Raw genomic sequence first — 20,331 nt, forward strand, 5'->3', positions numbered from 1 at the left:
CTGCCCTTTGAACGACTCGACACTTCGGGCGTTGTGGGGACTGTGGAGCGTGGGCGGGCGCTCCGCCAATCTCGGTGCATCAACCAAGGCAGCACACCATGGCGGCGCATGGCGGGTCGAAAAAAGTGATCTATGCGGCGCTCGCCGGAAATCTTGCGATCGCACTGACCAAGTTCGCCGCTGCGTTGTTCACGGGCAGCTCGGCAATGCTCTCGGAAGGCGTCCACTCGCTCGTCGATACCGGTAATGGCAGCCTGCTGCTTTACGGCATGCACCGTGCCGCCCGGCCGGCCGACCGCACGCATCCGCTCGGCCATGGCCGCGAGCTGTACTTCTGGAGCTTCATCGTTGCGCTCCTCGTCTTTGCACTGGGCGCCGGCATATCGTTCTACGAAGGCGTGACGCACATCATGACGCCGGAGCCGATCGCCAACGCCAAGGTGAACTACGCTGTCCTTGGCCTTTCCTTCCTCTTCGAAGGCACCTCTTGGCTGGTGGCGCTGAAGGAATTCCGCCACCAAAAAGGCAGCCACGGCTGGCTCGAGGCGGTGCAGCTCAGCAAGGATCCGAGTGTCTACACCGTACTCTTCGAGGACAGCGCGGCACTTCTCGGCCTCGTTGTCGCCTTTGCCGGCATATTGGCGGCGGAATTGCTGGACATGCCGAAGCTCGACGGCGCCGCGTCGATCGGCATCGCGCTCATCCTGGGCGCGACCGCGGTCTTCCTGGCGCGCGAAAGCAAGAGCCTGCTGCTCGGCGAGCCGGCCTCGCCCGAGGTGCAAATGAAAGTGCTGGCCATCGTCCAGCAGGACCCGGCGGTGCAGTGGGCAAATGGCGTGCTGACGCTGCATATGGGTCCGCAGGAGATCGTCGCCGCTCTAAGCATCGAGTTCGAGGACCATTTGTCGGCGCCCGAGATAGAGACCTGCGTCGAGCGCCTCGAGACACGGCTGAAGGCGGAGATGCCGGAGGTGACGCGGCTCTTCGTCAAGCCGCAGACCACCGGCACCTGGGAACGCCGGAGCAAGGCCTTGGCGGCGTCCGGAGGGGAACCGGTCTGAGGAAAATGGCTGCGCCATCGGGCAGTCCCGGTTATGATTGCGGGCAAAAGCTCCAGGAGGAACGAAGATGAAAATCGACGGCGGGTGTCATTGCGGCGCCATCACTTACGAGGCCGAAGTCGATCCGGAAAAGACCACCATTTGTCACTGCGTCGATTGTCAGAAGCTAACCGGAACGGCCTTTCGCGTCACCGTGCCGGCGTCCGAGGACAATTACAGGATCACCAAGGGCACGCCGAAAATCTACATCAAGACCGGTTCGAGCGGCGCCAAGCGCGCCCAGGCATTTTGCGGTGAGTGCGGCTCGCATCTCTACGCCACGTCGGCGGGCGAGGGACCGAAGGTTTACGGTATCAGGGTCGGCACGACACGGCAGCGCGATCAACTGGTGCCGAGAAAGCAGATCTGGCATCGCTCGGCGCTGCATTGGCTGCCGGAATTCGAAGGCACAATCATCATCGAGGAGCAGTAGCGCCGGACCCGGGCGAAGCGTTCGGCTCCGGGTTCCAGCATAGCTCTCAATCGTCGCCTTCGACGACCCTCAGCCTCAATTGCCCGGTTTTCGAATCGGCGACGCGCGGGCTGCTTTCCGCTTTTGCTCCGCTGCCATTCGAACCAGCGGTGTCCTCCGCCGGCTGCACGCCAAACTCCAGCGCCTCGATCTTTTGTCCGCGCCTGGTCACCTTCGATGTCGAGACCAGAATGTCGTCGATATCCCTGGCCGATTGGCCGAAATGCGTCTGCAGTTTGCGTACCCGCTCGTCGAGCCGGGAGACGTCTTCCATCAGCCGGATGACCTCGCCCTGGATCAGGTGCGCCTGCTCGCGCATGCGGGCATCCTTGAGGATCGCCTGGATGACCTGGATCGACAGCATCAAAAGCGACGGCGAGACGATGACGATCCGCGATCGATGCGCCTTCTGGACAACGGCCTCGAAATTCTCGTGGATTTCGGCGAACACCGATTCCGAGGGCACGAACATGAAGGCGGTGTCCTGCGTCTCGCCCTGGATCAGGTATTTTTCGGAGATATCGCGGACATGCACCTCGATGTCGCGGCGGAAAGCCTGAGCGGCGGACTTCTGCAGGTCGGCGCCTTCGGCGGCACGGATGGCATTCCAGGCCTCGAGCGGAAACTTTGCATCGATGGCAAGCGACGGTGCGCCGTTCGGCATCTTCACCAGGCAGTCGGGCCGGCTGCCATTCGACAAGGTCGCCTGGAATTCATAGGCGCCGTGCGGCAATCCGTCGGCGACGATGGCTTCCATGCGCGACTGGCCGAAGGCCCCGCGCGTTTGCTTGTTGGAAAGGATCGCCTGCAATTGCACGACCTGGCCGGCCAGCGACTGGATGTTGCCTTGCGCGATATCGATAACCGCCAGCCGTTCCTGCAGCTTGGCGAGGCTCTCATGCGTCGATCTCGTCTGCTCGGTCATGGTCTGGCCCAAGCGGCCGGTCATGGCATCGAGGCGCTGGCCGATCGACTGTGTCAGTTCCGCCTGGCGCGCCCCGAACACTTCGGCGATGGCGCCCATGCGGCCCTGCATTTCCGCCTGGCTTGCCAAGATGCCGGCCATCCTCGCCTCGGCGTCGCGGGCGTGGTCGGCGGCTTCGGCGGCCGCCATTGCACGCGCCTTGGCCGATCGCCAGAGCGCAACGACGAGCGCCGCGAACAGTCCGAGGAACAGCATTGCGCCGAAACCCAGGGCATGGCCCAGCGTGATCGTGGTGGCGCCGAGGCGGGCTACAGGTTCGGACAGGATGGTGGCCAGATCGTTCATGCCGACAGCATAGATGATTCGGTTCGCTGGCACAGATCAAAACGGGAACGACCCGAAGGCGTCCCGGTTGACGCTTTTCCTGCGAGGTCTTAGGTGAGACGCCATGTCGATCAAGCCGCTTATCATCCTTCCCGATCCCGTCCTGCGTCAGGTTTCAAAACCGGTCGAGCGTGTCGACGGCGATTTGCGCAAACTGGCCGGCGACATGCTGGACACCATGTATGACGCGCCCGGCATTGGCCTCGCGGCGATCCAGGTCGGCGAACCCTTGCGCATGCTGGTGATCGACCTCGCCAAAGAGGACGAGACGCCGGCACCGCACGTCTTCATCAATCCCGAAATCCTCGAAAGCTCCGACCAGCGTTCGGTCTATGAGGAAGGCTGCCTGTCGATCCCGGACTACTACGCCGAGGTCGAGCGGCCGGCGGCGGTGCGGATAAAGTATCTCGATCGCGACGGTCAGCTGCAGGAGATCGAGGCCGAAGGGCTGATGGCGACCTGCCTGCAGCATGAAATCGACCATCTCAACGGCGTGCTGTTCATCGATCACATCTCAAAACTGAAGCGCGACATGGTGGTCAAGAAGTTCAAAAAGCTCGCCAGGGACAAGGCGCCGGGCAAGATGGTGGGATAGGGGTCGACGAATGCCCCTGCGTGTCGTCTTCATGGGTACGCCAGAATTCTCCGTTCCGACCTTGCGGGCGATTGCCGGGGCCGGGCATGAACTGGCAGCCGTCTACACGCAGCCGCCGCGTGCCGGCGGCCGGCGCGGGCTCGAGCTGACGCCGTCGCCGGTGCAGCGCGAAGCGGAGCGGCTGGGCGTCGAGGTTCGCGCGCCGGTGTCGCTGAAGAGCGAGGCGGAGCAGGAGGGGTTCCGCGCCTTGCGCGCCGATGTGGCCGTGGTCGTCGCCTACGGGCTGCTTCTGCCCAAACCCATTCTCGAGGCGCCGCGGCGCGGTTGCCTCAATGGCCACGCATCGCTGTTGCCGCGCTGGCGCGGCGCTGCCCCTATCCAGCGCGCCATCATGGCCGGCGATACCGAGACGGGCATGATGGTGATGCGGATGGAGGAAGGCCTCGACGCCGGGCCGGTGGCAATGGTTGAAAAATGCGCCATTGGACCCGACATGACGGCCGGCGATCTGCACGACCGGCTGATGGTTCTCGGTGCTTCGCTGATGGTGCAGGCGCTCGAACGGCTGGAGCGGAATACGCTGACATTTACCACTCAGGCGGAGGTGGGGGTGACCTACGCCAAGAAAATCGATAAATCGGAGACTCGCATAGACTGGCTGCGACCTGCCGGCGACGTGCACAACCAGATTCGCGGCCTGTCGCCCTTTCCCGGTGCATGGTGCGAGGCCGAAATCGGCGGCCGCTTGGAACGGCTGAAACTGCTTCGCTCGACGCTCTCGCAAGGCGCCGGCGAACCGGGAGGAATTCTCGATGACCGGCTGACGGTCGCCTGCGGGTCAGGCGCGATCAGTCTGGTCGAAGTTCAACGTGCGGGCGGAAGGCCCATTGCCGCGCAGGAGTTTCTGCGCGGGGCCAAGCTCGAAAAAGGAATGAAATTGTCATGAGCATGATGTCCATACGCGCGGCGACGCCGCGGGACCGCGAGGCGATCCGCCTTGTCGAAGAACACGCATTCGGCCAGCAGACGGAGGCCGGACTGGTCGACGCGCTGGTCACCGGCGGTGATGCCGTCGTCGAACTGGTGGCGGACGAAGACGGGCAAGTGGTCGGCCATATCCTGTTTTCACGGCTTTTCGTTCAGAATGGCGGCAAAAGCTTCCCGGCGGTGGCTTTGGCTCCTTTGGCGGTCGAGCCGTCGTTCCATGGCACCGGCATCGGCGGTGCGCTGGTCCGCGAGGCGCATATCCGCCTGAAGGCTGCCGACGAGACGCTCGCCGTGGTGCTCGGCGATCCGGCTTACTATGGCCGGTTCGGCTACAGCCGCGCCCGTGCAGCGAAATTCGAGAGCGACTACCAAAGCGAGGCTCTGCAGGCGCTTGCCTGGGGCGAGGCGCCGGAGACCGGCAGGCTGGTCTACGCCTCGGCCTTCGGCTCAGCCCTCGCCGCCTGATTTCGCCTCGATCCGGGAATGCCGCGTTTTCGCCTCGACATCGAATATGACGGCAGTCTCTTCGCCGGCTGGCAGCGCCAGGCCAACCAGCCTTCGGTGCAGCAGGCGATCGAGCAGGCGATCGAGAAGTTCTGTGGTGAGCAGGTTTCGCTGCGCGCCGCCGGCCGCACCGATGCCGGCGTCCATGCGACCGCTCAGGTGGCGCATGTCGATCTGATCAAGGCATGGCCCGGCGACAAGGTGCGCGACGCCGTCAACGCGCATCTGCAGGCGGCCAAGGTGCGCATCGCCATACTGAAGGCCGCCGTCGTGCCGGATGGCTTCGATGCGCGTTTCTCGGCGATCGGCCGCCATTACCTCTACCGCATCGTCAACCGCCGCGCGCCGGCGGCGCTCGACAAGGGCAAGATCTGGTGGGTACCGAAGCAGCTCGATGCGGCTGCCATGCACGAAGCGGCAAAGGTGCTGCTTGGCCGGCATGATTTCACCACCTTCCGCTCGACCCAGTGCCAGGCCACCAGCCCGGTCCGCACGCTCGACCGACTGGATGTCAGCCGGGCGGGCGATTTCATCGAAATCCGCGCTTCGGCGCGGTCATTCCTGCACAACCAGGTGCGCTCGATGGTCGGCTCGCTCAAACGTGTCGGCGAAGGCGGCTGGACTATTGCCGACCTCAAGGCGGCGCTTGAGGCGCGCGACCGTGCAGCCTGCGGTCAGGTGGCGCCGCCCGACGGGCTGTTTCTCGTCGGCGTCGATTATCCGGGGGTGGATATCTCGGGCATGGAAATGCCGAGCAACGCCTGAAGAACGACTGAGACCAACTTCGAAGCCACGAGCATGCTGACGAATACCACGGTGGTGACCGCCGCGCCTTTGCCAATGGCTGCGTTGGTCATCCGCCAGAACAAGACCTGAGACACTAGAAACAGAACCAGCGCCGTAAACACAACGAATTGGTCGTTGAAGGGGACAAACAGGCTGAGCAGCGCCACCGGCAGCATCATCCAGGCGATGATCGCCGAGGCCCAGTTGCTGGCCACGACATAATGGACGAAACGGCCGCCGACGCCGACCCGCGGCGCCACCAGGGCGAGGCCTATGAGCGGCAGCACCCAAGCGCCGATATCGACGGTGGCCAGGCGGATCACCATGCTGAAACGGCCGACGAATGCGTTGGGATCGCCGATCTCGTTGGCAATACCGACCCAGCCGACGATCAGTGCCGGCGCCGCGACGACGATGGCAAAAAAGGAGTTCCAGAAACCGTCCGCCGAAAGGTCGAGCAGGCGAAATCCGTCGGCCTTGCCGAGCATCAGCCGCCAGGCGCCGGCAAGCGAAGCGTAGGTTTCATCCGCTGAAAGCATCACTAGGATATGTCCTGCGCAAACCAGTCTTCAACGAAGCGCAGATAAATCTGCGTCAGCGTCTCGAGGTCGGCAATCGCCACGCGCTCGTCGACCATGTGCATGGTCTTGCCGACAAGGCCGAATTCGACCACCGGACAATAATCCTTGATGAAGCGGGCATCGGAGGTGCCGCCGGAGGTGGAGAGCGCCGGCTTTCTGCCGGTCACCGCCTTGATCGAGCCGCCAAGCGTCTCGATCAACCGGTCGTCGCGTGTCAGGAAAACATGGCTCGGCCCGTCGCGCCAAGCGATCTCGTAGTCGACCGGCGTCTTCTTGCCGGCGCGGTATTTCTTGCGTTTCGCGGCCCGGTCGAGGCGATTGTGGATCTCGGCCTGGATCGTCTCGGCGGTCCATGTGTCGTTGAAGCGGATATTGAAGGTAGCGGCCGCCTTCGCGGGGATGACGTTGGTGGCAGGGTTGCCGACATCGATGGAGGTGACCTCAAGATTGGTCGGCTGGAAATCCCTTGTTCCGTCGTCGAAGACGGGGTGAAGCAAGGCGTCGACCAGCGTCATCAGGCCACGCACGGGATTGTCGGCTAGCTGCGGATAGGCGGCGTGGCCCTGGCGGCCGTTGACTGTGACCGTGCCCGATAGCGAGCCGCGCCGGCCGATCTTGATCATATCGCCGAGCGCGTCGGGATTGCTCGGCTCGCCGACGATCGCCGCATGCCATTTCTCGCCCTTGGCAGCCGCCCATTCGAGCAGTTTCGTCGTGCCGTTGATCGCCGGACCTTCCTCGTCGCCGGTTATCAGCAGCGAGACCGACCCCTTCGGGCCGCCCTTCTGCGCGATGTGCCGCGCTACCGCCGCGACGAAACAAGCAATGCCGCCCTTCATGTCGACGGCGCCGCGGCCGAACATCTCGCCATTGGCGATCTCGGCGCCAAAGGGCGGGTGCGTCCAGGCTGTTTCATCGCCCACCGGCACCACATCGGTATGGCCGGCAAACATCAGATGCGGGCCGTTGCCGGAACGCCGCGCGTAAAGGTTCTCGATGTCAGGTGTGCCGGATTCGGAAAACACCGGGCGCTCGACGGCAAAGCCGAGCGGCTTCAACATTTCTTCCAGCGCGCTCAGCGCACCGCCTTCGGCGGGCGTCACGGAAGCGCAGCGAATGAGAGCAGCCAGATTTCTGGTCGGATCGGTAGGCAGCGTCATGGGCAAAAGCGATAGTCGAAAGCGCAAGGCCTGTCACGGCAAGACATAAGGGCCAGCCATGCCGCCGATATTATGGTTTTTCATGTCGTATAATTGCGGCAAGGCTTCTCGACCAGGACAGGGCCATCGCAGCGCCGCCGGCCGGCTGAGGTCGGCGAACTGCAAGGCGCGGTCCTGCGTCTGGCCGAAAAGGCCGGCACGCCGGCGCCGTTGCTGAAGCGTGTGACGGCACTGGTGCGCGCGGCCGAGCAGGAGAGAAGCGGATCGCCCTGCCTGACGCCGGAAGCCGTCGCTGCGACCGTCAGATCGTAGCCCGCACAGGCGCCCAGTAACGGCCCTTGCCGGTGCGCTTGGCTTCGTAGAGCGCATGGTCGGAACAGGTGAGCAGGATTTCCGGATCGCCGCCGTCGGCGGGTGCGAAGGCGCTGCCGACGCTCAAGCCGACATGGATGGCGGAACCGACCCCGAGGTCGAAAGGCACCGAGACCTTTTCGATGGCCCGCTTTGCCAGGTAGGTGGCCTCGATCTCCGAGGTTGCGGGCAAAAGGATGACAAATTCATCGCCGCCGATGCGGAAGACCACGTCCCCCGGCCGGAAGCCGCGCTTCAATCGTTCGGCCACCTTGCACAGCAGCACGTCGCCGACGGCGTGGCCAAAACGGTCGTTGACCTGTTTGAAGCCGTCGAGATCCATGCTGAGCACTGCAAACGGCTTGCCGCCATTGGCGGCCGGTGCCGCAAGGTCGCGGCACATGTCGCGCAATTTCTCCTGCAGGAAGATGCGGTTTGGCAGACCGGTCAGCGCGTCCTTGATGGCCAGGTCGCGATTGTCCAGTTCGGCGCGGATCATGCGGGCGTTGATTGCGTGGTTCTGAAGCAGCACGATGATGACGCCGGCCACAAAGAACGGCGTTTGAATTCCGACGATCGGCATTCCGGGCGCCGCAGAAAACAATGCACCGACCACGTAAGGCAGGCTTACGGCCAACATGACGAATATGGCGAAGCGCGGGGTCGCCGCATTGCGTGACGACACCACGCCGACGACGCCTGCGACATTCAAGGCGGCAAGTACGGAAAGCGCCATATTCCCGCTGGCAACACAGCCATAGCAGCCGAGGCCGAAAACAACCGACCAGACGCCGCTGGCTGCCATCAGGCCCGCCAGCGGCCCTTTCGAGCCGCGCCTGCGGGCCTGCTCGCATTCCCGCATCAGCAGAACGCGTACGGCAAAAAGCATCAGGTCGGCTGCGATCCAGGAGCAGGGCCACCAATCCTTGGTGAAAAATGCTGCGCTGACCGCAACCAACAGAACGCTGATGGTGCCGAACAGGACCGCGAATTTGCGGTCGAAAGTGGTGTCGAGCAGCCGGGCGCGGACAGCTTCCGGCTCCAATCTCATCGGCGAAGAGAACCAGGCAAACAGGCGAGCGCCGGCGCTCCACGTTTTGCGCGGCTCCTTGGTGGTCAGGGATGGATCGCTTGCCAGTCGAGCGCTCCGTGCCGGTCGACATAGTCTTCGCCGCCATGCTGGGCGAGGGTGATTAACATTCACTTAGAGCATCCGGCGCAAAACCGGGGTTTCGGAACTCCCCGCTCTGCCGCTCTCGCGGATCTGCCGCCGGCTCGCCGATTTTAGCTTGCCGGCCCCGGTTGTTTGCGGACCGCAGGCCCACGCGGCGGACCCGGCTCGGGATCGGTTTTCGCCGCACGTGCCGGCTGCCCATGAGGGGTTTCGATCAGCGTGATCTTCTGCCAGATCTTTCGCGAGAGGTTCGAAGCCAGGTTCTCGATGTCATTGACGCCGTCGATGACCACGGCGTCATTCACCGATTGCGCGAACAGCGCGGCGATCTTGCCGGTGATCGACAGCATTTCGGAGCAATAGTCGAGATAGCGGGCAAGGTCGGCGGCGTTGGTGATGCGGGCTGGCGAATGCGCAGTCGGCTTGAAACTGGCTGAAAGTGCTGCCGGATCCTTGGTCAGCTGGTGCATGTCGATGACGTGGATCAGCGACCGCAGCCCGTGGAGCTGGCGGAACACCCGCTTGCGCTTGATCTGCTCCTCGGAGCGGATCAGGGCAAGGAAGCCCAGCACGGCGAGGATGATCATGTTGAGTGAAGCTTCGATGCCTTGCACGGATTGGAAGGCATCGTGGTTTCCAGAAATGCGGCCAAGCGGCAGGATTGTGCCGACGAACAGGAACATCAGCGCTCCGACGACGAAGGCGGCGATGATGAGGCCGCGCAGCCACCAGATCGGCGCCTCCAGCGCCTTGGCTGCCTTTGCCAGATCGCGCGACAGCGACACGAGCTCGGCGGCGACGCCGCGCAAGCCTGCATCGGGAAAGCGCTCGGCGACGCGCTCTTCCAGCCTTTCGGCGGTTTCGAGGATCAGTTTCGAATCAAGCGAGCGGTAACGCATGACGAAATGTCCGATCGGCGCTCAGGGTTCGGCCGGTGCGTTGGTGCGCTTGCCGTAGCGGTTAGGGCCGGGTTGCCCCGGAAACAGGCAAAGCACGAGGAAAGCGATGATCGAGACTACCGGCACGAACAGCACCAGCGCCGCAACGCCCGGCTTGTCGAGGTCGTGCAACCGCTTCACCGCCAGCACCACGTTCGACCAAAGCGAGGCAATGAAGGCGATGAAGAAAATAAACGACCACATGTTGCTCTCGGTGGTGCCTTCCGGCACCAGCGTGAAACGGTAGAGCGGGAAGGCCTGTATGATGGCCACCAGCAGTCCTCCAAGAAAATAGGCCGCGCGGCTGACGCGGCCCGAAGCCTTGAAGAAAAGCCAGATGAGGTCTGATCTGTCAGGCAAGCGAATTCCGTCCGTATTCGTTGAGAAAGATCAATCGCGCAGCAATTCGTTGATCGAGGTCTTGGAACGGGTCCTGGCATCGACCCGCTTGACGATAACCGCGCAGTAGAGGCTGGGGCCGGGCTCGTTGTTTGGAAAAGGCTTGCCCGGCAGCGAGCCGGCGACGACGACGGAATTAGGCGGCACTTCGCCGTAGAATATCTCGCCGGTGGCGCGGTCGACGATCTTGGTCGACTGGCCAATGAATACGCCCATGCCGAGCACCGAGCCTTCGCGAACGATGCAGCCTTCGACCACTTCGGAACGGGCGCCGATGAAGCAATTGTCCTCGATGATGGTGGGACCCGCCTGCATCGGCTCCAGCACGCCGCCGATGCCGACGCCGCCCGACAGATGCACATTCTTGCCGATCTGGGCGCAGGAGCCGACCGAAGCCCAGGTGTCGACCATGGTGCCGCTGTCGACATAGGCGCCGACGTTGACGAAGGACGGCATCAGCACGGCGCCGGGCGCGACATAGGCGGAGCGGCGCACGATCGACGACGGCACGGCGCGGAAGCCGGCCTTCTCGAAATCGACGGCGCTCCAGCCGTCGAACTTCGAGGGCACCTTGTCCCACCATACCGCCTGACCGGGACCGCCCTTTATGATCTCCATCGGGGTGAGCCGGAAGGATAGCAGCACCGCTTTCTTCAGCCACTGGTTGATGTGCCATTTGCCGTCGGCCTGCCGCTCGGCGACGCGGGCGACGCCGCGGTCGAGCAGGTCGAGCGCCGATTGGATGGCCTCGCGCGTCTCGCCGCGGGTTGCGGTCGAAATCGTGTCGCGTTCCTCGAAGGCGTTCTCGATAATCTCCTCGAGGCTCGCGAGATCGGGCTTCGACATGAATTCGCTCCATTACCAAGCTGTTAAGGGCCGGCGCCTTAACCTGTTTGAAAGTCGCGCGGACCCTATGTGAAGGCTTGGGGAGGGTCAATCGCGGCAGCGTCACGGGACGGCGCAAGTGAATGATTGGACGGGTAAAGCAAATATGACTCCCATGGAAAAGGCGGGATGGACGCCGCTGCCGCATTCGGACGAGGATCTGGAGCGGTCGAGAAGTGTGCCTGACACGCCGCAAACGCGCGCGGAGACATATCGGCTGGCCTGGAACGATCCCGATTTCATGACGCGGCGCGAATTGCGCGCGGTCAGGCTGCAGCTCGAACTGCTGAAACCGGAGATGATCCTGGCCGAGCGCGGCATCCAATCGACCGTCATCCTGTTCGGCGGCGCCCGCATACCCGAGCCCGGCGGCGAAGCCTGGGCGGCCAAGAACGAGACGCAGAAGAAGAACCTCGAGCAAAACAGCAAATATTACGAGGAGGCGCGCAAATTCGCCCGTCTCTGCTCACAGCAGTCGGCCACCTCGTACTATCGCGAATTCGTCGTGGTCACCGGCGGCGGGCCGGGCGTCATGGAGGCCGGCAATCGCGGCGCCGACGATGTTGGCGCGCCGTCGATCGGTCTCAACATCGTGCTGCCGCACGAGCAGGCGCCAAACGCCTACGTGACGCCGGAACTCTGCTTCAATTTCCACTATTTCGCGGTCCGCAAGATGCATTTCGTCATGCGTGCCAAGGCCGTTGCGGTATTTCCAGGCGGCTTCGGCACGATGGACGAGTTCTTCGAAACGCTGACCCTGATCCAAACGGGCCGCATGGAACGCGTGCCGGTCATTCTGTTCGGCAAAGCTTTCTGGGCAAAGGCGATCGACCTCGATTTCCTCGCCGAGCAAGGCACGATCACGCCCGGCGACCAGGATATCATCGATTTCGTCGACACCGCCGACGAGGCCTGGGGGATCATTAGCCGCTTCTATAAACTTTGACATGCAAGCAAGGACTTGAAGCGCGCCGGCTGCCTCAAGCAGGGACTTCGACGATCGCCGTGAGAAAGCCGGCGAGATCGTCGGTGACGAAGTCCACATCGTCCTCGTTGGCCGGGTCGCGTTCCCAGATTTCCGAGAAGGTCGGCTCGAAATTGCGCGGCACCACCAGCACCGTGGTCATGCCCAGCGATTTCGGTACCGACAGGTTGCGGGCGAGATCCTCGAACATCACCGCATTTTGCCCGGTAACGGCGTGGAGTTCGGCAAATTTCTCGTAGGATTGCCGCGCCGGCTTGGGGTTCAGTCCGGCTGCGACGATATCGAAAATATCGTCGAAATGCTCGAGAATGCCTAGTTGCCGCGCGGTGCGTTCGGCATGCCGGCGATCCCCGTTGGTGAAGATGAATTTACGGCCGGGAAGCTGGCGAATGGCGGTGCCGAGGACGGGATCTGGAACCAGCCAGGAATAATCGATGTCGTGGACCTTCTCGAGAAAATCATCGGGGTCGATGCCATGGCGCGTCATCAATCCGTTCAGTGTCGTGCCGTATTCGCGGTAGAGCTCCTTTTGCAGCTTTCGTGCTTCCTCGCGCGGCAGCGTCAGCAATTCTCCGACGTAGGCGGTCATCTTCACATCGATCTGCGAGAACAGATTCGAATGATGCGGATAAAGCGTGTTGTCGAGATCGAACACCCAGTCGGTGACATGGGCAAAGCGGGCGGGGTCGGGAAGTGTGGTCATACCGTCCTTATGGCACGAAACGATCTTTCTAACAGGAGGTTTATCCACAACCTATGCGCGCCCTGGGTGGTGAAAATGGCGCCATAATTAAAATCTTAAGCATCGCCGAAAGGTGACATTCAGCGCTTGCTGGGACCAAGACGGACCAGTGGGAGCAAGCGATGAATCGCATAATTCTAAAGTCTGCCGCCATCGCTTTCGCCTCTGTAGCGGTCTCGCTTTTGCTGACGCTGATCGTCGTGCCGGCAATGGGGTTTCCGATCAATCGCACCATCTGGCTGACATCCACCGTCTGCCCGCTCGCGCTTGCCTGGGGCGTCGGCGCCCATATGTTCTGGCAGGGCGAAAGGTTGCAGACCGCGCATCGCGAGCTCGCCCGCGCCCATGCCCGACTCGCCGCCGCGCACAGGCGCTTGGCGGAAAAGGCGAGCCGCGACGACATGACCGGCATGCTCAATCGCGAAAGTTTCTTTGCCGCGCTCGACGGCTCCCGGCATAAATTCGATCGCGGGGCATTGCTGATCATCGATGCCGATCATTTCAAGACCATCAACGACAGCTACGGCCATCTGATCGGCGACGATGCGCTGCTCCTGATTGCAAACGCGATAGAGCGTGGCGTGCGCAGCGGCGACGTGCTTGGGCGCATCGGCGGTGAGGAATTCTGCGCCCTTCTGATTGGCGCCACCGAACACGAGGCCAGGCGCGTCGCCGAGCGCATCCGGCGTGAAGTCGAGCGTATCCGTTTCCGGCCGGTCGATGAACGAACGGTTCCGCTGACGGTCAGTATTGGCGGCATCACCTGCGGCAGGGAGGCCGCAGTGTCGGAGCTGATGCGCGCCGCCGACCAGCGGCTTTACGAGGCCAAGCATCGCGGCCGCAATCTGTCGATCATCGACCGCGATATTTCCGAAGCCGCCTGAGCTCGGTCCTAAGCCTTCTGCTGGGGAAATTCGACCCTGTCTGGATTCAATCGCGCCGTGGCCAGACTGTCAAAATCCGAAGATGGCGATGCGGAACAGCAGGGCGGCGGCCGCCAGCGCGACCAGAGCGATGCCAAGGCCAATGGGAGAGCCCCAGCCATACCACTCCATCGCCAGCTTGGCGTATTTGAACTCCTCGGCCGGTGTGAGTGGGCCGCGCGTCGGGGTCTGATTCATTTTTCACTCCTTGCAGGCTGCGACAGGCCTTGCCTTGCGCCCGATGCAGCATATTACTATAATGGACATAATGTTAGGCAGATTGATAGTTAGATGATCGAAATAAATTCGTCAAGCATGAATCGGGCCGACATGAAGACCGCCATCAGCCTTGCCATTATGGGCTGGCAGGACGCGACACAGGCTTATGACGAGGCAGTGGGCGATAGGCTTGGGCTGAGTATGGCGGAACGCCATTGCCTGGCACTGCTCTATGGCGGCCCGCGATCGGCTGGCGAGGTCGCGGCCGCAACAGGGTTGACGCCGGCCGCGATCACCGCGCTGATCGACCGGCTGGAGGCGCGCGGCCTGCTGACACGAACGCGCAGCGTTGAGGACAGGCGCAAGGTGGTCATCGAGGCGACGGAACTCACGCGAGAACTATCGACGCGCTATTATGGCGCGATCGCGCAGGAGGGGGAAAAGGTGATCGCCACATTTAGCGACACGGAGCTCGCCACGATCCTGCGCTTCGTCACGGCGTCGCTCGACCTTCAGCGCGACCAGCTGGCCCGGCTGAAGGCCGAGGCGTTGGAAACAACCGGCAGCCTATAGGCTCGCCGGGTCGAGCGCTGGCTCGCCTTTGCGGCGCGCCACGATCGCCGCAAGATCGGCGGTCTCGAAAGCATCACGCAGGGCGTCGAACGACGGCAGCACGAAATAGGCACGCTGGAACTTGTCGATCTCGTAGCCGGTGCGCATTACGGTTTCCAGGTCGAAGGGGACGTGGTGCGCCTCGCGGCCTTCGACCGCGAACTGAAGCTCCGTGAAGGATGACATCAGCCCGGCGCCGAAAGCCTTCAGCGGCTGGCCCGGCTCGCGTATCAGCCCGTATTCGACGGTGTACCAGTAAAGCCTGGTGATCATCTCGTCGCCGCCGAGCGCAATCACGCTATCGGCCTTCTTGCCGTACATCTGCATGAAGTCGGCAAAGACCGGCTGCGTCAGGATCGGCACATGACCGAAGAAATCGTGGAACATGTCGGGCTCGACGATGTAGTCGAGCTCCTTTCGGGTTCGCAGCCAGTTGGTGACCGGGAACCGGCGGTTGGCGAGGTGGTCGAAGAACGGCTGGGCGGGGATGAGCCCCGGCACGGCGACGATCTCCCAGCCGGTGAGCTTGCGCAGCTTCTCGCTGATCTCACCGAAATCCGGGATCTTGTCGAGAAGACCGAGCGCCGCAACGCCATCGAGATAGGAATGGTGGGCGAGCTTCCTGGTCAGCTTCGTCTGGCGGTCGCACAGCGTGCGCCATACCGCCTGCTCTTCGTCGCTATAATTGTAGCCCTGCGCCACGGTGAAATCGGCACGGCAGACCGAGTAATCGCCGCGGAGGCCTCGCGCCGCGCATTCGCGGGCATAATCGGCAACGTTCATGGTCATGGCTGCTCTCCCTGGAAATCATGATCAGCGAATTGTCGGCAATTTTAGCCGGATGGCGCGAGGCAAATCAGCTTTGATGGTGGCTCAAATGCGGGGTTGGAGGTAAAAGACTCCACGATCAAGCTTTGGGAGAGTGAAAATGCCTCAGTTTGACGAATTCGAGATCAAGATGCTCGACATCCTGCAGCGCGACGGGCGCAAGCCGGTATCCGAACTGGCGCAGCAGATCGGCCTGTCGACGACACCTTGCGCGCGGCGCTTCGAAGCTCTTCAGCAGGCGGGCATCATCAAGCGCTTCGCCGCGGTGCTCAGCCGTCGCGCCGTCGGGCTGATGGTCGAGGTGTTCATCCAGGTGCGCTTGACCAGCCACAGCGACGGCTCGCCCGAAAGCTTCATCGCCGCCGTCCAGCGCATGGACGAGGTGTCCTCATGCTGGACCATGACCGGCGACCATGATTTCCTGCTGCATGTCATGGTGCCGTCGGTCGACGAGCTCAATGCCTTCGTCATGCACCGGCTGATGCGGCTCGAAGGCGTGCGCGACGTACACACGCAGCTTGTGCTGCAGAACATCAAGGGGCCCGGCCATGTCCCGCTTGCACATCTCAGACGGTAGGATTTCTGCGGAAAAGCTGCACACAAACTGCTGAAGCTGGCCAATCTCCAGAGCTAGATCGCCGACTACGACATGCGGACCGCCATTGCATAAGGCCCGCCATGAAAATCGTCCTGATCAACCCGCCGCATACCGCCATCGGCAGCCGTGTGCCCGACGACCATCTGCCGCCGCTCGGTTTGCTGGCACTGGGCGGACCGCTGATCGACGCGGGACATCAAGTGCGGCTTGTGGACGCCGAATTCGGGCCGATGCCGCTTGCCGCGCTGGTCCAGGACGCCTTGAGCGACCATCCCGACTGCATTCTGATCGGCCATTCCGGCTCGACCTCTGCACATCCGACAGCCCTGCTGATCGCCCGCATGGTCAAGCACATCGAGCCAGCGACAATCCTGATTTATGGCGGCGTGTTTCCGACCTATCACTGGCGCGACATACTGGCCGAAACGGATGCCTTCGACTTCATCGTGCGCGGCGAGGGCGAGGCGACCATCGTCGCGCTGGTCGAGGCTCTTGAAAAACGCAAGCCGCTGTCGGACGTGGCGGGGATCGCCTTTCCTGACGATTTGCGCCGGCCCTTTGCCACCCGGCCGGCACGGACGATCACCAACCTAGACGACTGCCGCATCGGCTGGGAACTGATCGACTTCAGTCGCTACAGCTATTGGGGAGGCAAGCGCGCAGTGGTCATGCAGTTCTCGCGAGGCTGTCCGCATCTGTGCAACTATTGCGGCCAGCGCGGCTTCTGGACGCGCTGGCGGCACCGCGACCCCGTGAAGTTCGCGCGGGAGATTGCCTGGCTGCACCGCGAACACGGCGTCGAGCTGATCAACCTTGCCGACGAGAACCCGACCTCGTCCAAAAAAGCCTGGCGCGCCTTTCTCGATGCGATGATCGCTGAGAACGTGCCGGTGCTGATCGTCGGCTCCACCCGCGCCGACGACATCGTCCGCGACGCCGGCAGCCTGCATCTCTATCGCAAGGCCGGCATCATCCGCTGGCTGCTTGGCATGGAAAATACCGACGAGCAGACGCTCCAGTTGATCCGCAAGGGCGGCAGCACCTCATCCGATCGCGAGGCGATACGGCTGCTGCGCCGCAACGGCATTCTGTCGATGGCAACCTGGGTGGCCGGTTTCGAGGACGAAGGCTTTCGCGACCTCTGGCGAGGCTTCCGCCAGCTGATCGCCTATGATCCCGACCAGATCCAGGCGCTCTATGTGACGCCGCATCGCTGGACGCCGTTCTTCAGGATTGCCAGGGACCGCAAGGTGATCCAGTTGGACGCACGCCTGTGGGACTACAAGCACCAGGTGCTGCAGATGACCCGCCTCAAACCGTGGATGTTGTTCTTGGCCGTCAAGCTGATCGAACTGGCCGTGCAGTCGCGGCCTAGGGCGCTGGCGCGTATCCTGTTCCACAAGGATCCGGAGCAACGGCATTCGATGCGCTGGTACACCAAAATGGGCCGCCGCGTCTGGTTCCGCGAAGTTTGGGGCTTTCTGGTCCGCGACCGCCGCCTCAAAAATGGCCCGACGCTCGCCGAATTCTGGGGCGCGCCGCAAGACGAGGAAGAGGAATCGATGGTTGTCGAACGCCTGTCGCGTAAGTCCGTGACTGCTATTTCGCCAAACGCTTGAGCCCTCAGACACCCGGCCTCACGGCACGATCAGCGTGCCGGCGCCGTGTTCGGTGAACAACTCGAGCAGCACCGCATGCGGCGTCTTGCCGTTGAGGATGACGACGCCTGCGACGCCGCGCTCGATTGCCTCGATGCAGGTCTCGACCTTGGGGATCATGCCGCCCGAGACCGTGCCGTCCTTGATCAGGTCCTTGGCCTCGGCCACGGTCAGCTCGTCGATCAGCTTCTTGTCCTTGTCGAGCACGCCGGGCACGTCGGTGAGGAACAGCAGGCGCGTCGCCTGGCAGGCGCCGGCGATGGCGCCGGCAAAAGTGTCGGCGTTGATGTTGTAGGTATGGCCGTCGCGGCCGGGCGCCACCGGCGCCAGCACCGGGATCATTTCGGATCGTGCCAGGAGGTCGAGCAATGTGCGGTCGACCTCGATAGGTTCACCGACGAAGCCCAGGTCGAGCACCCGCTCGATGTTGGAATCCGGATCGATCATGGTCTTGCGCGCCTTTTCGGCAAACACCATGTTGCCGTCCTTGCCACACAGGCCGATCGCCCACTCGCCCTCGGCATTGATCAGCGCGACGATCTCCTTGTTGATCGACCCGGCCAGCACCATCTCGACAATCTCGACGGTCTTCTGGTCGGTGACGCGCAAGCCGCCCTCGAATTTGGATTCGATGCCCATCTTGCTGAGCATGGCGCCGATCTGCGGCCCGCCGCCATGCACGACGATCGGGTTGACGCCGGATTGCTTGAGCAGTGCGATGTCGCGGGCAAAAGCCTTGCCGAGCGCGATGTCGCCCATCGCGTGGCCGCCATATTTCACCACGACCGTCTTGTTCTCGTAGCGCTGCATGTAGGGCAGCGCCCTTGAAAGCAGCGCGGCCTGCATTTCGGCGGTGGCGGCGACATCCGTCATCGGCGTGGTTCCCAGCTTGGCATGAACGGCGGCGTCTTAGCGGGAATTGGGCGAGGGGGCAAACGGCTTTGCTGTCAGGATCGATCAAATCGGCACTACTGTTTGTTTGACCATGATCTTGTCCGAAAACCGGTCCCACCTTTCGGGATCATGGTCTATGCCGGCACTTGCAGCGGCGCTCGCCGGCCCAGCCATCCCGAGATCTTTTCCATCTGCGCGGCGAACGACAAAAGCGTCTCCTCGTCGCCGGGGCGGCCGGCGGCCTGGACGCCGAGCGGCAGGCCGGCATCGGTGACGTAGACCGGAAGCGTGATCGACGGTTGCCCGCTGACGTTCTGGATCGCCGGCCAGTGGGTGAACCACAGGCTCTTGTCCATCAGCTGGCCGAATAGCGGCTTGAACTTCAGCAGGCCGGCGAGGCGCAGTCTGTCCAGGACATTCTCGATGAAGTCGTCGGCGCCTTTCGGGTCCATGGTGCGGCAGGCGAGCGGCGGGTGCGCGATGACAGGCATCAGCACTGCATCATAGTGCGCGGTTTCGGTGATAAGCCGGCGCGAGGTTGCGTGCAGCCGCTGCAGGCCGGCATAGATTTCGCCGGCCGAGAGGATTTCACCGAACCGGCTCATCACGCGCGTGGCGCGTTCGATGTCGCCTGAGATGGAGCGGCCGACGCGCAAGGCCTCGCCACGCATCGTGCCGGCCACCGCCGCGGCGACGGTTCGGGCGAAATCGGCGATGAAATCGCGATCGATATAGGGCAGGTCGATCTCCTCGACGCTGTGCCCGCCCTCGCGCGCCAACGCAATTGCCGCATCCAGAGCTTTCAAGGTTTCTTCCGAAATCGGCAGGCCGAGCGGCGATTTTCGGTAGAAGGCGAGCTTGAGCTTGCCCGGATCGCGCCCGGCCGCCGCGGCGAAACTGCCGTTCGGCGACGGTGCCGCGTAGGGCGACAGCGGGTCGGGCCCGTGGGTCAGGTCGAGCAGCAGCGCCGTATCGCGCACCGAGCGGGCCAACGCATGGTCGACGACGAAGCCGTACCAGCTTTCGGTGACGAGCGGCGTCAAGGGCACGCGGCCGCGCGAGGTTTTCAGCCCGACCAGCCCGGTACAGGCCGCAGGCACCCTGATCGAGCCGCCGCCGTCCGAGGCGTGCGCCACCGGCACGACGCCGGCCGCGACCAGGGCAGCCGCACCGCCCGAGGAACCGCCGGTCGTGTGCGCGGTGTCCCATGGGTTGCGAGTGACGCCGTAAGCCACCGATTCGGTCACCAGCCTCAGCCCGTGTTCGGGTGCGGTGCTGGTGGCGATCGGGATCAGGCCTGCAGCCAGGTAGCGTTCCGTCATCACCGAGTTGAAATCGGGGGTGTAAGCAGGGATGCGGCTGCCGCCATGCGTCGGCACGCCCTTCATGGCGATGCCGAGATCCTTCAGCGCAAAGGGCACTCCGGCAAGCGGCAGCTTGTGGTCGACGGTCCTCGCCCATGCCCGCGCCGCCTCATAAAGCGGTTCGGCGATGGCGTTGATCTCCGGCCAGGTGGCCTCGGCCCGGGCGATCGCCGCATCGACGAGATCTTGCGGTGTGATCTCTCCCTTGTGCACGAGTGCGGCCTGGCCGGTCGCGTCATGCTCCCACAGAACCCGCTCGATCGACAT

At 63.1% G+C, this 20,331-nt stretch carries 24 protein-coding genes; 12 read left to right on the forward strand and 12 right to left on the reverse strand.

All coding sequences use genetic code 11. From position 1 onward, the window contains the following. Positions 1–98 precede the first annotated feature (98 nt). The gene (locus AC0L2Y_RS13960; protein WP_473556943.1) at positions 99–1,061 is read left to right on the forward strand and encodes a cation diffusion facilitator family transporter; all 963 of its coding nucleotides are present in this window, start codon (positions 99–101) and stop codon (positions 1,059–1,061) included. Between the two features lie 67 nt (positions 1,062–1,128). Next, complete coding sequence (locus AC0L2Y_RS13965) at positions 1,129–1,533, forward strand: GFA family protein (RefSeq protein WP_473556946.1); 405 nt, start codon at positions 1,129–1,131, stop codon at positions 1,531–1,533. A 46-nt stretch (positions 1,534–1,579) separates the two neighbouring features. Here AC0L2Y_RS13965 and AC0L2Y_RS13970 read toward each other — a convergent pair whose 3' ends face one another. Further along, on the reverse strand, positions 1,580–2,842 hold the full coding sequence (locus AC0L2Y_RS13970; RefSeq protein WP_473556948.1) for a DNA recombination protein RmuC: 1,263 nt from the start codon (positions 2,840–2,842) through the stop codon (positions 1,580–1,582). Positions 2,843–2,945: 103 nt separating this feature from the next. Between AC0L2Y_RS13970 and def the strand changes: the two genes are divergently transcribed. The 4 genes from def to truA are packed head-to-tail and all read left to right on the forward strand — an operon-like array spanning position 2,946 to position 5,732. Continuing rightward, complete coding sequence (gene def / locus AC0L2Y_RS13975) at positions 2,946–3,476, forward strand: peptide deformylase (RefSeq protein WP_473556951.1); 531 nt, start codon at positions 2,946–2,948, stop codon at positions 3,474–3,476. Positions 3,477–3,492: 16 nt separating this feature from the next. Then, positions 3,493–4,422, forward strand: coding sequence for a methionyl-tRNA formyltransferase (gene fmt, locus AC0L2Y_RS13980; protein ID WP_473557200.1), 930 nt, complete (start codon positions 3,493–3,495; stop codon positions 4,420–4,422). After that, positions 4,419–4,928, forward strand: coding sequence for a GNAT family N-acetyltransferase (locus tag AC0L2Y_RS13985; protein WP_473556953.1), 510 nt, complete (start codon positions 4,419–4,421; stop codon positions 4,926–4,928). Before fmt ends, AC0L2Y_RS13985 begins: the two co-directional genes overlap by 4 nt. An 18-nt stretch (positions 4,929–4,946) precedes the next feature. After that, a complete protein-coding gene (truA, locus tag AC0L2Y_RS13990; RefSeq protein WP_473556955.1) occupies positions 4,947–5,732 on the forward strand; it encodes a tRNA pseudouridine(38-40) synthase TruA in 786 nt (261 codons plus the stop codon). Here the strand turns inward: truA and AC0L2Y_RS13995 are convergent. Both AC0L2Y_RS13995 and dapE read right to left on the reverse strand, forming a co-directional pair. Next, positions 5,684–6,292 carry a transporter gene (locus AC0L2Y_RS13995; protein WP_473557203.1) on the reverse strand — a complete coding sequence of 203 codons (609 nt, stop codon included), beginning with the start codon at positions 6,290–6,292 and terminating at the stop codon, positions 5,684–5,686. The genes truA and AC0L2Y_RS13995 overlap by 49 nt on opposite strands. A gap of 2 nt (positions 6,293–6,294) precedes the next feature. Then, on the reverse strand, positions 6,295–7,494 hold the full coding sequence (gene dapE, locus AC0L2Y_RS14000; RefSeq protein ID WP_473556958.1) for a succinyl-diaminopimelate desuccinylase: 1,200 nt from the start codon (positions 7,492–7,494) through the stop codon (positions 6,295–6,297). Positions 7,495–7,587: 93 nt separating this feature from the next. Between dapE and AC0L2Y_RS14005 the strand changes: the two genes are divergently transcribed. Continuing rightward, entirely contained in the window at positions 7,588–7,806 is a 219-nt protein-coding gene (locus tag AC0L2Y_RS14005; RefSeq protein ID WP_473556960.1) for a ketopantoate reductase C-terminal domain-containing protein, read from the forward strand. On the opposite strand, the gene AC0L2Y_RS14010 is transcribed toward AC0L2Y_RS14005, so the two are convergent. The 4 genes from AC0L2Y_RS14010 to dapD all read right to left on the reverse strand — a co-directional run bounded on the left by AC0L2Y_RS14010 (position 7,796) and on the right by dapD (position 11,202). Next, entirely contained in the window at positions 7,796–8,896 is a 1,101-nt protein-coding gene (locus tag AC0L2Y_RS14010; RefSeq protein WP_473556963.1) for a GGDEF domain-containing protein, read from the reverse strand. The genes AC0L2Y_RS14005 and AC0L2Y_RS14010 overlap by 11 nt on opposite strands. 233 nt (positions 8,897–9,129) lie before the next feature. Continuing rightward, a complete protein-coding gene (locus AC0L2Y_RS14015; RefSeq protein WP_473556965.1) occupies positions 9,130–9,918 on the reverse strand; it encodes a hypothetical protein in 789 nt (262 codons plus the stop codon). 21 nt (positions 9,919–9,939) lie between these two features. Further along, the gene (locus AC0L2Y_RS14020; RefSeq protein ID WP_352455974.1) at positions 9,940–10,317 is read right to left on the reverse strand and encodes a DUF805 domain-containing protein; all 378 of its coding nucleotides are present in this window, start codon (positions 10,315–10,317) and stop codon (positions 9,940–9,942) included. Positions 10,318–10,347: 30 nt separating this feature from the next. Beyond that, positions 10,348–11,202 carry a 2,3,4,5-tetrahydropyridine-2,6-dicarboxylate N-succinyltransferase gene (dapD, locus tag AC0L2Y_RS14025; protein ID WP_473556968.1) on the reverse strand — a complete coding sequence of 285 codons (855 nt, stop codon included), beginning with the start codon at positions 11,200–11,202 and terminating at the stop codon, positions 10,348–10,350. 145 nt (positions 11,203–11,347) lie between these two features. Between dapD and AC0L2Y_RS14030 the strand changes: the two genes are divergently transcribed. Beyond that, entirely contained in the window at positions 11,348–12,187 is an 840-nt protein-coding gene (locus AC0L2Y_RS14030; RefSeq protein WP_473556970.1) for an LOG family protein, read from the forward strand. Positions 12,188–12,221: 34 nt separating this feature from the next. On the opposite strand, the gene AC0L2Y_RS14035 is transcribed toward AC0L2Y_RS14030, so the two are convergent. Then, the gene (locus AC0L2Y_RS14035; RefSeq protein WP_023677476.1) at positions 12,222–12,929 is read right to left on the reverse strand and encodes a pyrimidine 5'-nucleotidase; all 708 of its coding nucleotides are present in this window, start codon (positions 12,927–12,929) and stop codon (positions 12,222–12,224) included. A 161-nt stretch (positions 12,930–13,090) separates the two neighbouring features. Between AC0L2Y_RS14035 and AC0L2Y_RS14040 the strand changes: the two genes are divergently transcribed. Then, complete coding sequence (locus AC0L2Y_RS14040; RefSeq protein ID WP_473556973.1) at positions 13,091–13,852, forward strand: GGDEF domain-containing protein; 762 nt, start codon at positions 13,091–13,093, stop codon at positions 13,850–13,852. A gap of 69 nt (positions 13,853–13,921) precedes the next feature. On the opposite strand, the gene AC0L2Y_RS14045 is transcribed toward AC0L2Y_RS14040, so the two are convergent. Continuing rightward, entirely contained in the window at positions 13,922–14,089 is a 168-nt protein-coding gene (locus AC0L2Y_RS14045) for a hypothetical protein (RefSeq protein WP_023677478.1), read from the reverse strand. Between the two features lie 93 nt (positions 14,090–14,182). On the opposite strand from AC0L2Y_RS14045, the gene AC0L2Y_RS14050 reads away from it, so the two are divergent. After that, positions 14,183–14,683: a MarR family winged helix-turn-helix transcriptional regulator gene (locus AC0L2Y_RS14050; RefSeq protein ID WP_473556974.1), complete on the forward strand. Its 501-nt coding sequence runs from the start codon at positions 14,183–14,185 to the stop codon at positions 14,681–14,683. On the opposite strand, the gene phhA is transcribed toward AC0L2Y_RS14050, so the two are convergent. Next, complete coding sequence (phhA, locus tag AC0L2Y_RS14055; RefSeq protein WP_473556977.1) at positions 14,678–15,511, reverse strand: phenylalanine 4-monooxygenase; 834 nt, start codon at positions 15,509–15,511, stop codon at positions 14,678–14,680. The genes AC0L2Y_RS14050 and phhA overlap by 6 nt on opposite strands. 139 nt (positions 15,512–15,650) lie before the next feature. Between phhA and AC0L2Y_RS14060 the strand changes: the two genes are divergently transcribed. Both AC0L2Y_RS14060 and bchE read left to right on the forward strand, forming a co-directional pair. Beyond that, the gene (locus AC0L2Y_RS14060; protein WP_292655879.1) at positions 15,651–16,127 is read left to right on the forward strand and encodes an Lrp/AsnC family transcriptional regulator; all 477 of its coding nucleotides are present in this window, start codon (positions 15,651–15,653) and stop codon (positions 16,125–16,127) included. A 101-nt stretch (positions 16,128–16,228) separates the two neighbouring features. After that, the gene (bchE, locus tag AC0L2Y_RS14065) at positions 16,229–17,767 is read left to right on the forward strand and encodes a magnesium-protoporphyrin IX monomethyl ester anaerobic oxidative cyclase (protein ID WP_473556979.1); all 1,539 of its coding nucleotides are present in this window, start codon (positions 16,229–16,231) and stop codon (positions 17,765–17,767) included. Between the two features lie 18 nt (positions 17,768–17,785). On the opposite strand, the gene argB is transcribed toward bchE, so the two are convergent. Both argB and AC0L2Y_RS14075 read right to left on the reverse strand, forming a co-directional pair. Continuing rightward, positions 17,786–18,679: an acetylglutamate kinase gene (gene argB / locus AC0L2Y_RS14070; protein WP_473556982.1), complete on the reverse strand. Its 894-nt coding sequence runs from the start codon at positions 18,677–18,679 to the stop codon at positions 17,786–17,788. Between the two features lie 155 nt (positions 18,680–18,834). After that, positions 18,835–20,331: an amidase gene (locus AC0L2Y_RS14075; protein ID WP_473556984.1), complete on the reverse strand. Its 1,497-nt coding sequence runs from the start codon at positions 20,329–20,331 to the stop codon at positions 18,835–18,837.

This window comes from Mesorhizobium sp. WSM4830, from assembly GCF_055811495.1.

Coding starts and splice junctions, on each gene's coding strand:
- AC0L2Y_RS13960 (WP_473556943.1), top strand. CDS start 99: ATGGCGGCGCATGGCGGGTCGAAAAAAGTGATCTATGCGGCGCTCGCC.
- AC0L2Y_RS13965 (WP_473556946.1), top strand. CDS start 1,129: ATGAAAATCGACGGCGGGTGTCATTGCGGCGCCATCACTTACGAGGCC.
- AC0L2Y_RS13970 (WP_473556948.1), bottom strand. CDS start 2,842: ATGAACGATCTGGCCACCATCCTGTCCGAACCTGTAGCCCGCCTCGGC.
- def (WP_473556951.1), top strand. CDS start 2,946: ATGTCGATCAAGCCGCTTATCATCCTTCCCGATCCCGTCCTGCGTCAG.
- AC0L2Y_RS13985 (WP_473556953.1), top strand. CDS start 4,419: ATGAGCATGATGTCCATACGCGCGGCGACGCCGCGGGACCGCGAGGCG.
- truA (WP_473556955.1), top strand. CDS start 4,947: ATGCCGCGTTTTCGCCTCGACATCGAATATGACGGCAGTCTCTTCGCC.
- AC0L2Y_RS13995 (WP_473557203.1), bottom strand. CDS start 6,292: ATGCTTTCAGCGGATGAAACCTACGCTTCGCTTGCCGGCGCCTGGCGG.
- dapE (WP_473556958.1), bottom strand. CDS start 7,494: ATGACGCTGCCTACCGATCCGACCAGAAATCTGGCTGCTCTCATTCGC.
- AC0L2Y_RS14010 (WP_473556963.1), bottom strand. CDS start 8,896: ATGAGATTGGAGCCGGAAGCTGTCCGCGCCCGGCTGCTCGACACCACT.
- AC0L2Y_RS14015 (WP_473556965.1), bottom strand. CDS start 9,918: ATGCGTTACCGCTCGCTTGATTCGAAACTGATCCTCGAAACCGCCGAA.
- dapD (WP_473556968.1), bottom strand. CDS start 11,202: ATGTCGAAGCCCGATCTCGCGAGCCTCGAGGAGATTATCGAGAACGCC.
- AC0L2Y_RS14030 (WP_473556970.1), top strand. CDS start 11,348: ATGACTCCCATGGAAAAGGCGGGATGGACGCCGCTGCCGCATTCGGAC.
- AC0L2Y_RS14035 (WP_023677476.1), bottom strand. CDS start 12,929: ATGACCACACTTCCCGACCCCGCCCGCTTTGCCCATGTCACCGACTGG.
- AC0L2Y_RS14040 (WP_473556973.1), top strand. CDS start 13,091: ATGAATCGCATAATTCTAAAGTCTGCCGCCATCGCTTTCGCCTCTGTA.
- AC0L2Y_RS14045 (WP_023677478.1), bottom strand. CDS start 14,089: ATGAATCAGACCCCGACGCGCGGCCCACTCACACCGGCCGAGGAGTTC.
- AC0L2Y_RS14050 (WP_473556974.1), top strand. CDS start 14,183: ATGATCGAAATAAATTCGTCAAGCATGAATCGGGCCGACATGAAGACC.
- phhA (WP_473556977.1), bottom strand. CDS start 15,511: ATGACCATGAACGTTGCCGATTATGCCCGCGAATGCGCGGCGCGAGGC.
- AC0L2Y_RS14060 (WP_292655879.1), top strand. CDS start 15,651: ATGCCTCAGTTTGACGAATTCGAGATCAAGATGCTCGACATCCTGCAG.
- bchE (WP_473556979.1), top strand. CDS start 16,229: ATGAAAATCGTCCTGATCAACCCGCCGCATACCGCCATCGGCAGCCGT.
- argB (WP_473556982.1), bottom strand. CDS start 18,679: ATGACGGATGTCGCCGCCACCGCCGAAATGCAGGCCGCGCTGCTTTCA.
- AC0L2Y_RS14075 (WP_473556984.1), bottom strand. CDS start 20,331: ATGTCGATCGAGCGGGTTCTGTGGGAGCATGACGCGACCGGCCAGGCC.